The following is a 13,729-nucleotide window of genomic DNA, read 5'->3' as shown; positions in this document are numbered from 1 at the left end:
CCGACGGCCCCCCAGCCGCGGAACCAATCGCTGTGGCGACGGAATGCGGTGGTCGGATGTGTCGACACGTGGGGCCGCTGTCCCGTCGGCGGCGCTCGGTGATCGTCGTGTGTTCCACCGGGGTGGAACTGAGCGAATCTTGACGCTGCCGCCACGACCAATAGTGGTCACATACCTTCTGACCTGCCAGGGTGCGTTCTGCCTGGGTGCACCACTGCCACCTTAAAAACGACATAACGCCATAAAGTGTTTATGTGGACAGATCCAGACTTCTCGGACAATTTCTCCGAGCTCGTCGAGAATGTACGGCGATCGAGGACGTCGGACTGCCCTGCGCGGGCCGGCGCCGGACGCCGGGGCTGCGCCGCGAAGAGCTTGCGACCCTGGCGGGGGTGAGCACGGACTATCTCGTCCGGCTGGAGCAGGGCCGGGAGCGCCGGCCGTCCGAACAGGTCCTCGACGCGCTGGCCCGAGCTCTGGATCTCGACGTGGACGCCATCGAGCACCTGCACGAACTCGCCCGCCCCCGGGTGCGGCGGCGCCCGGTCAACCGGGTGGATCACGTGAGCCCCAGCCTGCTCCAGTTGCTGGGGGCGTGGGACAAGAACCCGGCGTTCATCATCGACCGCTGGATGGACGTGCTCGCGACGAACGCGATGGCCGACGCCCTTTACGCCGGGCTCGACCTGAGGGACAACCTCATCCGGCTGACCTTCCTCAACCCCGAGGCGAAGATCTTCTATTCGGACTGGGAGAAGACCGCCTACTTCAAGGTGGCCAACCTGCACGCCTCCGCGGGCTCCGACCCCGATGATCCATTCCTGCCGGATCTGGTCGAGGAGGTCTCCCTGCAGAGCGAGGAGTTCCGCAGGTTGTGGGAGCGCCACGATGTACGGCCCAAGGGGCACGAGTTCAAGCGGTTCCACATCCACGGCATCGGCGACCTGGAGCTCAACTGCGAGACATTCGCCGTCAACAGCGCACCCGGCCAGCAGCTCATCATCCTCCAGGCCGAGCCGGGCAGCCCGGCCGAACACTCGCTCGGGCTGCTGAGCGCTCGTCGCCCATGACGCGATCTCGACCGAATCGGCTTCAGCCCGTTCCCCTCAGAACGCACCGCGCACCCGCGCCGTCGCGTTCTGTGGCATGGCCGCGCCGGCCGGAAGGAGACGGGTGAGGCCGGTGTTCCGCCCCCGTTCCATCCGCACGCGCTACACGATGATGGCGACGGCCCTGTCCCTGGTGTTCCTCACCACGATCGGCGTGAGCGTCGACCTGACCACCCGGTACCGGGTCGAGGCCAACGCCTTCGAGGACACCAAGGACGTGGCCAGCCAGTGGAGCGCCGCCGTGCGGAACGGCCGCGTGCCACACACGCTGCCCACCATGACGCGGGTGAACCTGATCCAGATCGTCGACGCGAACGGCCATGTCCTCCAAGCCAGCAAGCAGGCCTGGACCAGGCCTCCGATCAGCCGGGTCCGCCCTCCGGCCGACGACCGGTTCCAGGACCTCACCTCGTGTGAGCCCGGGCGCGAGTGCGTGCTGCTGTGGGCGATCCGGGTGACGCCCGCCGATGACTCGCCGGTCGTCTACGCCGGCCTTCGCGAGCCCTTCCTGCTCGCGACCCACTGGCTGGAACTCGGCCTGGCCCTGATCGCGCTGCCGATCCTCGGCTTCGTGGCCTGGGTGACCTGGGCGCTGGTCGGGCGGACACTCCGTCCGGTGGAGACGATCCGCGCACGCATGTCCGAGATCACCGGCTCCGACCTCAGCCTCAGGGTGCCGCTGCCGCCCGGCCGGGACGAGATCGCGATGCTCGCGCGGACCGCCAACCAGACGCTCGACCGGCTGGAGATCGCGGTCAAGCAGCAGCGCAGGTTCGCCTCGGACGCCTCACACGAACTGCGGACGCCGATCGCCGGCCTGCGGGTGGCCCTCGAGGACGCGATCGCGCATCCCGAGGACGTCGACGCGCAGGAGACGCTCCGCACGGCGTTGTCGACGACGAACCGGCTCGAGGCGATCGTCAGCGATCTGCTGGTGCTGGCCCGTCTGCGCGCCAGCGATCCGGAGCCGCCCGAGCCGATCGATCTCGCCGCCCTGGCGAAGGAGGCGTCGACCGGGCCGATCGACACCGTGCCCGTGCACGTGAACGCGACCGGGGACGTCCGGGTCAGCGGCTCCCGCATCCAGTTGATGCGGGTCATGGACAACCTGCTGAACAACGCCAGGCGCCATGCCGACAGCAACGTCGAGGTGACCGTCGAGGCCGAGAACGACCAGGCCGTCGTGAGCGTGACGGACGACGGCGCGGGCATCGCCCCGCAGGACCGTGAGCGCGTTTTCGGCCGCTTCACCCGCCTCGACGAAGCCCGGCGCCGCGATCCGGGCGGAACCGGCCTCGGGCTCGCGATCTCCCGCGAGATCGTCGAAGCGCACGGAGGGACGTTGCGCGTCGAGGACTCGCCCCGGGGAGCCCGGTTCGTCCTGCGCCTGCGTGCGATGGCCGACCCGCGGCCCAAGAGCCGGCCGTAGAACCGGCTACAGAACCGGCTACAGAACCGGCGGCCCCTCGACGCGGCCCGGCGTCCGTGCACAGGCCCACCTCGGGCCGGCCTGGCGCCCTCACAGAGCCCTGTGGCCGGGCACGGCCACGGTCTGCTCGATCAGCAGCCTGGCCACGTCGGGCAGGTGGCGCCGGCGCAGGTAGACGGCGCGCTGACGGGCCGCCCCCGAGCCCCCGCGCCGGATGGCGTCAAGGGCGGCGGTCACCGTGCGCAGGTCGCCGCTGGCCACGAGGCTCGGCCGGATGCGGTCGAGCAACGCGCGGACCAGCCGCCAGGCGGGCACCCGGCTTCCGGTGATCAGGTCGAGCCCGTGTCCTGCCATGCCGTCCCGGGCGGCACGCCAGTAGGCGGCCCGCAGCAGGGTCTGGTCGATCGGCGGTGCGGCCAACCCCGCCCGTACGTCGAGCAGAGCGGTCGCGGCGAGCGCCCGTACGAGCGCGGCGAGCAGGACCGTCTCCTGCACCGTCGCGCAGACGTCTGCGGCGCGGAACTCCAGCGTGGGCACGTGATCGGAGATCCGGACGAGCCAGTACACCATGCCGCGGTCCAGGATCGCCCCGCTCGCCCGCAGGCCCGTCACGAGGCTCTCGTAGTGCGCGAACGAGTGGAAGAACGGCGGCGGCTCCGCGCTCGGCCACCGGCCTATCAACATCGTCCGCCAACTGGCGTATCCGGTGTCGAGAGCGTCGGCTATCGGCGAGTTGACCGTCAGCGCGAGCAGGACCGGCAGCCACGGGCGGGCATGATTGCTGACCTGCACGGCCTCTTCGTGATCTTCCATCCCGATGTGGACGTGGCATCCGCAGACGCCCTGCCCTCGGATGACGGCACGGAACTCCCTGGCGATCTCGTGGTAGCGAGGAGACCGGCTCAGCGGCGGGACTCCCCCGTTCCCGCTCAGCGCCGTCCCGCAGGCGACCAGACCCAGCCCCGCGGCGCCGGCCGCCGTCGCGGCGGCCGTGCGCAACTCGAGCAGGTCGTCGCCGAGACGGCTCAGCTCGGTGTGGACCTCGGTGTTGCTCTCGACCTGGAAGCGGGTCAGCTCCGGAACCAGGCGGGACGCGACGGGACCCCGGACACGCGCGCGTACGGCGTCGGCGCCCGGCACCACCCGTCCCGTCTCCGGGTCGATCAGCAGGAATTCCTCCTCCACCCCGACGGTGAGTCTCGGCATCGAGGCCGCCGGCGCGGAGACGACGGAAGGCGCCCTCGCACCACGGGAGCCGACGACCGTCGTCACGGCCGCACTCCGTCCCGCCGATCACACGTTGCTCCGGCCGACATCGGTCGGGGCGCGACTGGTGATCGCATCTCGATCTCTCTTCTGGATTGATGGAACCGGTCATGTCGGCGTCACGCCCGCGTCATGATCCCCGCGTCCACGTACGGCGGGCTCCCGACGGCGGGACATGATCTTCGGCCGTGTCGGCGCACGAACATCGATGCCGTCAACGACATCGACCCGACGGCATCGACGACATCGCCTACCGCGCCCTTATCCCGACCAGAAGCTGCAAATCACCCAAAAGCTCAAAGATGCCGCCAATCACTGTCCTGCAGGCCGTCCGAGGCCTTAGACCGAGCCCGAGCGGAGCCGGAATCAGGGGAAAGCAGACGGAACCCGGTCGCACATCGTGACACGTGGCCACCCGCAGTCATGCACGGTTCGCCGGGGGTCCACAGGGTTGGGGGTTCACAGTGGGTTCACAGGGGGGTCCACAGGGGGGTTCAACAGCAAGGGGACGTCGTCCACGACTCTGTGAAACGAGCCCCAACGGCCCTGCGGCGGGCCCTGGTCAAGCGTTGACGTTGGTCCTCATTATCGTCGTGATCCCGTAAATCGGGCCGTTTGGAGGACCTGCTCGGCTTAACCTGGGGCCCGCGACCACAGGTACGTCACCAGCGCTACTTGAGGTATGCCCATGACGCGGCGGCAACCGCGATCAGAATGCAGAGGCGGATGGTCCGGGGCGTGCTGTCGACCACGTCCCGGACCACTCTCGCCACCTCCCCCACCCACGAACCGAACTCCGGGTCGCGACCCCGCCCGTCACGACCACGCCCCCCGCTTTCGCGAGGCCGAATAACCGTCATTGTGACCACCCCCCGATATGGCACTATTAGCGGCTTTAGCCGCGAATACGGTTAAAGGCCCGACCGGGAACCCCGTTTCCGTCTGGGCCCGCCCCAGGGCCGCGGGGAATACCGCGCCCTCGTGCCGACCCGGCGGAGGGGATTCCGGACCTTCCATTTCATGGTCACAGGTAACACACCGTGTACGCAATGGATTCGAGCGGCATTCTAGGCTCCATACGCAGAGTGACGACAAAATCACCAGACGTCTATCTACTTACGTCCCAATTTGTCCCGGTAAAGGGGTATTTCGTGTCCGATATGTCCGTCGGGCTTTTCCGGAAATTGGGATAACGACACGACACGCCGTTCCAGACGGGGAGAGTGGGCAGAACCTCCGCCGTCACCCTGCGTGGATCCCTGCGACCCCCCGCCGCATGCGCGGCAACGCCGTGTGGTGCGGCCTTTCATGAGCGGCCCGACGCCCGAAAGGGTCCCGTTTCCGCCGGGAAGCCGGCGGCGTTCGCGGTCCACGGCCATTCGCTTCGGCAACCAGCCAATCGTTTCCGCCCTTCCCTGGGACGCGTGAAGTGAGGTTTTCCGCGCCACGCCAATCTTCGGGTCGTAGCAGAAAGTAACCGAGCCGGTACGCACGGACATCGAAATGGCAGCCGTACAGTAACCGGCCCCATTCGCGGCTCGTTACGTTTACGCCCGGTTAATTGAACCTCGCAATCGTGCCTTCGTAGCCGGAACAAGATCTCCTCCGGCGGGACGAAGGGGCAAACAGCATGAGCCACGGGCATTCACACCCCCACGGTCATACGCACGGGCATTCACACGGGCATTCACACGACCACGACCACACCCACGAGCACGCCGTCGACCAGGGCGACATGGCGCCGGTCGTCGACATGTCGATCCCGGACTCCGAGCTCTCCCCCGGCCAGGTGTCGCGTCGCCAGATGTTCCGGCGCGCCGGACTCCTCGGCGCGGGGATCACCGCCGCCGGAGTCCTCGGGACGCCCGGCCAGGCGGCCGCCGACTCCGACAAGGCGTGGGGCCGCAGCAACTGCGAGCCCAGGGACGGGTACCTCTGGCTGGCGGGCGACCACCACATCCACACGCAGCACAGCTCGGACGGCATGTACAGGGTGATCGACCACGTCCAGCACGCCAACGCGTACGGCCTGGACTGGATGGTCATCACCGACCACGGCAGCGTCGCGCACGCCAAGATCGGTGTCGAGAAGGTCAACCCCGACATCGTCGCGGCGCGCAAGGTCGTCAAGGACACCCTGGTCTTCCAGGGCCTGGAATGGAACATCCCGGGCGCCGAGCACGGCACGGTCTTCGTGGCCCCCGGCCGCAACGAGGTCTCCACGCTGAAGGAGTTCGAGAACTCCTTCGACGGCTCGGTCAAGAACGCGACCTCCAGCACGCCGCAGAACGAGGCCCTCGCCATCGCCGGCCTCAACTTCCTGGCCAACGCGGTCAAGAAGCGCCGTGTGGACGACGCGCTGTTCCTCGCCAACCACCCCGCCCGCAAGGGCCTCGACTCGCCCCACGAGATCCGCGGCTGGCGCGACGCCCAGCCGACGATCGCGGTGGGCATGGAGGGCGCTCCCGGCCACCAGGCCGCCGGCATCCCCAAGCCGGCCGGCCCCGGCGGCGGCCGCGGCTTCTACGACAGCACCCCCAGCGCGGACTCGTGGCCCGGCTACCCGGCGGAGAGCTACAAGACCTTCGGCGGCTTCGACTGGATGACCTCGACCGTGGGCGGCCTGTGGGACAGCCTCCTCGCCGAGGGCAAGACCTGGTGGATCACCGCGAACTCCGACGCGCACACGGTGTACCAGGACTCCAGCCTCCGCGGGCCGAACAGCGACTTCGAGGCCAACGGCCGTTACAACGACCCGGTCTACGGGGGAGCTCCCGTCCTGACCCAGGGTGACTTCTGGCCGGGCTACTACAGCCGGACCCACGTCGGCGCCGCCGACTTCGGCTACGGCGCGATCATGGACGCCATCCGCGCCGGCCGCATCTGGGTCGATCACGGAGGCCTGATCAGCGGCCTCATCGTCCGTGCCCACACGTCGGACACCCGCGGCGTGACCCTCGGCGGTGCGCTGCACGTCCGCCAGGGCACCAAGGTCGAGGTCTCCATCGAGATCACGCTGGCGAACCGCCCGAACTGGGCGAACGAGATCCCGACGCTCGCCCGCGTCGACGTGATCCAGGGCGAGGTGACCGGCCCCGTCTCCGACAAGGACACCTTCACCACGCCGAAGACGAAGGTCGTCAAGTCCTTCGAGGTGAACAAGAACACCGGCACCGTCACGTTCAAGTACAACGTCGGCGCCGTCGACCGGCCGATCTACGTCCGGCTTCGCGGCACGGACGGCAAGCGCAGCGCCCCCGGCCTGCTCGGCGCCTCCGTCGACCCGCACGGCCCCGCGATCGACGTCTTCGGTGACGCCGACCCGTGGAAGGACCTCTGGTTCTACAGCAACCCGATCTGGATCCTGCCCCGCCGATGACGACGCCGATGATCCTGGGCATCGACTCCGGGTCACGGACGGTCACCGAGGCCGAGCACCTTCTCCACACCGTGGTGGAGGTGCTCGGCCTGCCGTCCGACGTGGTCGGATGCACCCATTTCGTGTCGACGGGGACGCCCCACGTGGCCTGCTCCCTGACCGTCCCCGCTCAGGTCGACCTGACCCTCCTCCCGGAGGGCGTGTCCGCTTCGCTGGGCGAGAGCCGTACGGGCTCGGACCCGGACGGTGCGGCACTCGCGGCGGCGGCCCACGAGTCGCGGGCGAGCGGCCGGATCGTCGTCTTCCCCGGCAGGGGCGAACTCGTGGGCACGCTGTCGGTCGGCGAACTGCTGGAGAGGTCGGCCGTCGCCCGGGTCCGCGTGCTCGCGCAGTCGGAGCCGGCGGACGCCGATCTCCCGGTGGCGACCAACGACTTCGTCCGGCCCGTGTGGGAGGACGGCGTGATGACCCTTCTCACGATGCCGGCCTCGGGCGGGATGCTGATGCCCGCGGAGGTGCCCAACCCGACGCCCTGCTGCGGCGACCACGCCTGAGATCCCCCTCGCCTGGTCACACGGCTGGTCACACGCCTGGTCACAGGGGCCGGCGTCCGGCTACCCCAGGCGGGTCTCACTGCGGAAATGCGTGTGATCTTCGAGCGGATTCGCGATAGAACGGGCTGCTCCGCATGACGGGAGACAGCGGTTCACTACGCGAATGGAGTCCGGATGGCGAGCGAGGGCGGCGCGGGCAGGAGCCTGGGAGAGGTCGCGGACCTGGTGACCCCTATGGCGGTACGCGTGGCGGCGACCCTGGGCGTCGCCGACCACATCGCACAGGGACGGCGGACGGCGAAGGACCTGGCGGAGGCCGTGGACGCCGACGCCGGCGTGCTCGATCGCCTGCTGCGTCACCTCGTGAGCGCGGGAGTGCTGGCTCGGGAGGGGACGCTCGGGTACGCGCTGACCCCTCTGGGCGACTCGCTTCGCGATGATCACCCGGGCGGGCTGCGCGAGATGCTGGACGTCGAGGGCGCGATCGGCCGCGCCGACCTCTCGTTCGTCCACCTGCTGCACAGCGTCAGGACCGGACGGCCCGCGTTCCCCGAGCAGTTCGGCCGCTCGTTCTGGGACGACCTCGCGGCCGATCCGGCCCGGACCGCGTCCTACGACATGCAGATGGGCTCGGACGTGGCCGAGTGGGCGCCGCCGATCATCTCGGCGTACGACTGGGGATCGCTGGGCCACGTGGTCGACGTCGGAGGCGGCAACGGCACGTTGATGGCGGCGCTGCTGCGGGCGTACCCCGCACTTCGCGGCACGGTCTTCGACCAGCCGGAGACCGCCGAGGCCGCGCGGGCCACCCTCGCGGCCGCCGGTCTGACCGGCCGGGGCGACGTCGTGGCCGGCAGCTTCTTCGAGGCTCTGCCGCCGGACGCCGACGGCTACCTCCTGTCCGCGATCATCCACGACTGGGACGACGAGTCGGCCCGGGCGATCCTGCGGTCCTGCGCCGAGGCGGCCGGCACCACGGGCTCGATCTTCGTCGTCGAGAAGACCGGTGTCGACGGCGAGTCCGTGAACACCGGCATGGACCTGCGGATGCTCGTCTATTTCGGCGGCAGGGAGCGCGGAGTGGGCGAACTGTCCGCTCTGGGGGAGTCCGCCGGTCTCACGACGGTGGCCGTCCACCCGGCGGGGACGCTGTCGATCGTCGAGCTGAGGCTGGAGTTCGCCTCCGACCGTGCCGCCGCGGCCGGACTGCCCAGGGCCGCGGTAGCCCGCTCAGGCACCGAGATCACGGGCGACGTTGTCCAGGCAGTGGGCCAGCGCCGCGAGCCGCTCCTCGGTCACCGGCCCGCCGGAGAGCACCCCCGGGATGTCCTCCCGCCGTACGATCACCAGCGTGCGGTGGGGCTTCGCGTCTCCCGCCGCGGCCGCCTCCTCGATCTCCCGCTCGATCTCGTCGAGCGAACGGATCACGCATTCCCCTCGGACGAAGACCAAGGCGACGTTCGGATCATCGGACTCGATCAACCGTCTGACACATTCCTGATCGACGAGTGACATCGAAGCCCTCCCTTCGAGTACGGCGGACCGACCGGCTACCGCCGCTGCCCGTCGCCGACGGCCGGCTCCTTCACCCGGTCATGCAGGCCTGACACCGACGCGAGCGGCGGGGTGGCCATTCCCGCCCCTCCGTGCACGCCTTCGATCAGCTCGCGCAGGGCGTCCGTTGCCGTACGGCGGGGACGCCAGCCGAGCACGGTCCGGGCGCGGGTCACGTCCATGATGGGGATCCGCAGGGCCATCTCGACCAGGCCCGGCGACGCCGGGATCAGGTGCAGATGCCAGCCGGCCGCGATCACCGACCTGGCCAGCCACGGCGGCACGGGCACCCGGCGCGCGCCGAACAACTCGGCCAGGACCTCCGGGTCGACGACGGGGTCGGCGGCGAGGTTGAACGCGCCGGAGACGGGCCGGGTCACGGCCAGACGGTAGGCCTGACCGGCGTCGTCGGAATGCAGCGCCTGGATCCGGAGCCCGGGGATGTCCGGAATCATTGGGATCAGCCCGGGCCGTACGAGTCTCTGGGGCAGCAGCGGTCCGGCGAACAGGCGGCGCTGCTCGGTCGCGGACTCGCGCTTGAAGATGAACCCGGGACGCATGCGGACCACCCGGATGTCGGGATGGTCCTTCTCGAAGACGTCGAGGACCCGTTCGAGATAGGCCTTCTCCCTCGCGTACGCCGCGTTGGGCCACCCGTGAGTGGGCCAGGTCTCGTCGACCGGCCCGTCCTTCGGCCCCGGCGAGTAGGCGCCGACCGACGACGCGTGGACGAGCGCGCCCACGCCCGCAGTCGCGGCGGCCCGGAAGACGCGCATGCTGCCGAGCACATTGCACGCCCAGGTCGTCACCGGATCATGGGTCGGCTGGAAGAGCCACGCCAGATGGATCACCGCGTCCGCCCCGGCGAAGATCTCCGTGAGGTCGTCCCTGCTCATGTCCGCCGTCCGCCACGAGGTCTTCCCGGCCCGCCACTCGGGCTGCCGTCTCGCGACCCCGACGATCGAGGTGACGGAGGGCTCGGACTCGAGAGCCGAAACCACGCTGGTCCCGACGTTCCCGGTGGCGCCGACCACGATAATCCGCATAAATAATGCGTTTCCCGACTAATAGGTCGACAAACGGACAGAGTTCCGGGCCGTCCTGGGTCGTGGACGCGGTCGCGGGCCGCGAGCCTGGCCGGCGGCATTTCACCACCCCTCCGCCCGACCCCTCGCCCCGCCGTCTCGCCGTCTCGCCGGCCACTCACCCCGGCCCTTCCCCCGGCCACCCACCCCGGCCTTACCCCGGCCGCTCACCACGCCGTCTCGCCGGCCCGTCATCGCACCGTCAACCCGGCCCGTCAGCGCACCGCCACCCCGGGCGCGCCCCTCGCGCCGCACCCTCACACCCCATGGCCCACACCCTTACACCAGGGCAAACTCCCAGATCACCTCACCGGCATTTCGCCCATTGCGGGCCAGACGAAAGGTTGGACTTGGACAATCAGGGGGAATCCAGTTGTGGTACGGGAATACCGATACTCAGGAGGATCAAGTTCTCATTTAGTGTCAGAGAGGCGGCAGGGAAAGATGGCTCAGATCGTCGGTGGCGGAAGCCCCGTCAATGACGCCGAACGAAGGGTCATCGCACACCTGCGAGACAACGCCCCCGACGATTGGCTTCTGCTTCACAACATCGAGATTCCCCGCGGGGCGGACCTGTTCGAGGTCGACCTCGTCGTGCTCACGGGCCACTCGCTCTGCGTCATCGACGTCAAGGGCGCACGCGGCCGCTTCGAAGTGGCGGGCACCCGATGGTTCCCCCAGCACAGGGAGGCGTTCGGCTCCCCCGTGGCCAAGCTCAGGGGGACGGCCCGGGCGCTCAAGGGTGTCCTGATCGACGAACATCGCGAACTCGAGCGGCTGTATGTGGACAACGTCGTCGTGCTGACCGCCCCCGGCGCAGTCCTGATCGACCCCAGCGGCCGCGACGCACGGCACGTCACCGACCTGAACGGCCTGGTCGGCATCTTGAGCGACGTCTCCCGCGTACGGCACGGCTGTAGTCGGGACGCCACGCCGTACCGGACGGCGGTCATCGAGGCGCTCAACGGGACCGTGCGCCGGCCGACGGCGCCGCCGCGGTTCGGCAACTGGGAGGTCGAGGAGCAACTCGGCGGCGACAGCAGAGTCACCGAATACCGCGCGGTCAACGCCACGGCTCCGACCAGCGAGACGGTCCTGCTCCGGGTCTATCGGGCCGATCCGATGGCCGAGCAGCAGCGGCGGGTGTCCGAGCAGCGACGCATCGCCAACGCCTACCAGTCGCTCGCCAAGATCCCACCGCATCCGTGCGTCGTACGGTCCCGTGACTTCTTCGCGATCGACGATGAGAGCAGGTTCGTACTCGTTCTCGACGACGTACACGGCCAGGCACTGCACCTGCACCTCACCGGGCTTCCGCTGACGACCGAGGCCAAGCTCGACGTGCTGGAGGACATGCTCCTCGGCCTCGCCCACGTACACGCGAACAAGGTCATCCATCGGGCGCTCACACCGGCCTGCGTGCTCGTCACCGAGAACAATCATGCGATGCTGACCGGCTTCGACTACGCCAAGCCTGGACCGCGCAAGCACACCGTCGCCCAGGAACTGCCCAACATCCTCGACACCCACTACGTGGCGCCGGAATGCCGGGCCAGGCCGGACCGGATGAGTCCCGCCTCCGACGTGTACTCGGCGGGCGTGATCGCCTTCCAGTTGCTGACCGGCCAGCTTCCCTTTCCCGACCCGGACGGCGAGGCCGACGGCGGCGAGGTTCCGCCTGAGGTGATGGACCTGGTGCGGCGCATGCGCGATCACACGCCGTCGAAGCGGCCTGACGCGGCGACGGCTCGCCTCGAACTGCGCCAGGCCCGCAACGCCCAGATCGGCAACCAGCGCTTCGGGGAATCCCCGGTGGGCAAGCGTCGTACGGTCATGATGGAGCGGATCCGGAGCGCGGTGCGCCGTGCCTTCCGTCGCTGATCGCACTCGTCACCCGGGGGCGGGTCTCCCTGGCGACGGGACGCCCGCCGTACCCGCTGCCCGCGTCCGTCCATGCGTACGGGGTCGGGACCTTGGCCCCTACAGCGGTCCCCCGAGCCGTGGTTAGCGTGATCACATGATTCGCGTGTTCCTCGTAGACGACCACGAGGTCGTCCGGCGAGGCGTCGCGGCGCTGCTCGAGTCCGAGGCTGACATCGAGGTCGCCGGTGAGGCGGCCACCGCCGAGTCGGCGATGGCGCGGATCCCGGCGCTCAAACCGGACGTGGTCGTGCTCGACGTGCGGCTCCCCGACGGAAGCGGCGTGGACGTGTGCCGGGAGGTTCGCTCGAAGGTGCCTGATCTGGCCTGCCTGATCCTGACCTCGTTCGCCGACGACGACGCGTTGTTCAACGCCGTGATGGCGGGCGCGTCGGGATACGTGCTCAAGCAGATCCACGGATCGGACCTCGTGGGAGCGGTGCGAACCGTGGCCGCGGGACAGTCGCTGCTCGATCCGCACACCACCGCGACGATGCTCAGGCGACTGCGTGACCAGGCCACGAAGAAGGATCCGCTGGCCGCCCTCTCCGACCAGGAACGGCACATCCTGGAGCTCATCGGCGAAGGCCTGACCAATCGGCAGATCGGCGAGCGGCTCTTCCTGGCGGAGAAGACAGTCAAGAATTACGTGTCCAACCTGTTGAGCAAACTCAGCATGCAGCGCCGTACGCAGGCGGCGGCGCTGGCCGCCCGGTTGAAGGCCGATCGACAGGAATGACGGGACCTTTGCCCCTTATCCGTATCGCTCTTGATCGAGCAGGCTGGCTCGCATGAAGCTCGACTCGGCCGGACTGGAGATCCTCTCTCGGGACGAGTGTCTGGATCTGCTGGCATCGACGGCGATCGGCAGGATCGTCTTCACCGATCACGCTCTCCCCGCCGTACAGCCGGTGGCCTTCTGCCTGATCGACGGCAACGTCGTCATCCGCACCACCATCGGCTCCAACGTCGCGGCCGCCGCGAAGAACTCCGTCGTGGCCTTCGAGGTGGACGACTTCGACGCCGCCATGCGCGCCGGATGGACGGTCACCGCCATCGGACACGCGCGCGCCGTGGTGGAACCCGACGAGATCTCCCGGCTGTCCCTGCTCCCCCTGACGTCGTGGGCGCCTCCCCACAATGATCACTTCCTCCACTTCATCGTGATGGCACCCGAGCAGATCTCCGGGCGTCGCGTCCGCAACTGATCGGCCCGCCGGCGAGCGGAGATGAGCGGGACGAGGCTTCGCCGGCATGAAGCATGGCCGGCCGATCAGCCCGATGGACCTGATGGGCTTGATGGTCCTGATGGGCTTGATGTCGCGCCCTTGGGCGACCCGGTCGAGCCGTCTGAGGTGTCTCCCCGATCCGGGCGTGGCCGCCTGTACCGACGGCCGGTGTAGGCGTAGGCCCAGCGGTCTTTGCCGTCGCGG

The 13,729-nt window shown here is 69.1% G+C and carries 10 protein-coding genes; 8 read left to right on the top strand and 2 right to left on the bottom strand.

The features are described 5' to 3' along the window. The first annotated feature begins 254 nt into the window (after window positions 1-254). Both Pka01_RS37970 and Pka01_RS37965 read left to right on the top strand, forming a co-directional pair. Entirely contained in the window at window positions 255-1,070 is an 816-nt protein-coding gene (locus tag Pka01_RS37970; RefSeq protein WP_203887848.1) for a helix-turn-helix transcriptional regulator, read from the top strand. Between the two features lie 103 nt (window positions 1,071-1,173). Beyond that, window positions 1,174-2,538, top strand: a complete 1,365-nt coding sequence (locus tag Pka01_RS37965; protein WP_239116127.1) for a sensor histidine kinase — start codon at window positions 1,174-1,176, stop codon at window positions 2,536-2,538. Between the two features lie 90 nt (window positions 2,539-2,628). Here the strand turns inward: Pka01_RS37965 and Pka01_RS37960 are convergent, their stop codons facing one another. Continuing rightward, window positions 2,629-3,810 carry a carboxylate-amine ligase gene (locus Pka01_RS37960; protein ID WP_203887846.1) on the bottom strand — a complete coding sequence of 394 codons (1,182 nt, stop codon included), beginning with the start codon at window positions 3,808-3,810 and terminating at the stop codon, window positions 2,629-2,631. Window positions 3,811-5,434: 1,624 nt separating this feature from the next. On the opposite strand from Pka01_RS37960, the gene Pka01_RS37955 reads away from it, so the two are divergent. The 3 genes from Pka01_RS37955 to Pka01_RS37945 all read left to right on the top strand — a co-directional run bounded on the left by Pka01_RS37955 (window position 5,435) and on the right by Pka01_RS37945 (window position 9,249). Beyond that, complete coding sequence (locus tag Pka01_RS37955) at window positions 5,435-7,183, top strand: PHP domain-containing protein (RefSeq protein WP_203887845.1); 1,749 nt, start codon at window positions 5,435-5,437, stop codon at window positions 7,181-7,183. Then, a complete protein-coding gene (locus Pka01_RS37950; protein WP_203887844.1) occupies window positions 7,180-7,737 on the top strand; it encodes a hypothetical protein in 558 nt (185 codons plus the stop codon). The genes Pka01_RS37955 and Pka01_RS37950 overlap by 4 nt, the downstream gene beginning before the upstream one ends. A gap of 174 nt (window positions 7,738-7,911) precedes the next feature. Next, window positions 7,912-9,249, top strand: coding sequence for a methyltransferase (locus Pka01_RS37945; protein WP_308442319.1), 1,338 nt, complete (start codon window positions 7,912-7,914; stop codon window positions 9,247-9,249). A gap of 38 nt (window positions 9,250-9,287) precedes the next feature. Here Pka01_RS37945 and Pka01_RS37940 read toward each other — a convergent pair whose 3' ends face one another. Continuing rightward, a complete protein-coding gene (locus Pka01_RS37940) occupies window positions 9,288-10,337 on the bottom strand; it encodes an NAD-dependent epimerase/dehydratase family protein (protein WP_203887843.1) in 1,050 nt (349 codons plus the stop codon). Window positions 10,338-10,820: 483 nt separating this feature from the next. Between Pka01_RS37940 and mads6 the strand changes: the two genes are divergently transcribed. From mads6 to Pka01_RS37925, 3 genes are all read left to right on the top strand, one after another. Next, on the top strand, window positions 10,821-12,257 hold the full coding sequence (mads6, locus tag Pka01_RS37935) for a methylation-associated defense system protein kinase MAD6 (protein ID WP_203887842.1): 1,437 nt from the start codon (window positions 10,821-10,823) through the stop codon (window positions 12,255-12,257). A gap of 136 nt (window positions 12,258-12,393) precedes the next feature. Next, window positions 12,394-13,035, top strand: coding sequence for a response regulator transcription factor (locus Pka01_RS37930; RefSeq protein WP_203887841.1), 642 nt, complete (start codon window positions 12,394-12,396; stop codon window positions 13,033-13,035). 52 nt (window positions 13,036-13,087) lie between these two features. After that, a complete protein-coding gene (locus tag Pka01_RS37925; protein WP_203887840.1) occupies window positions 13,088-13,504 on the top strand; it encodes a pyridoxamine 5'-phosphate oxidase family protein in 417 nt (138 codons plus the stop codon). The last annotated feature ends 225 nt before the right edge of the window (window positions 13,505-13,729 follow it).

The sequence above is a fragment of the Planotetraspora kaengkrachanensis genome (assembly GCF_016862895.1).
Taxonomy (GTDB): Bacteria; Actinomycetota; Actinomycetes; order Streptosporangiales; family Streptosporangiaceae; genus Planotetraspora; species Planotetraspora kaengkrachanensis.
This window is presented reverse-complemented; position numbering and strand designations above follow the sequence as displayed.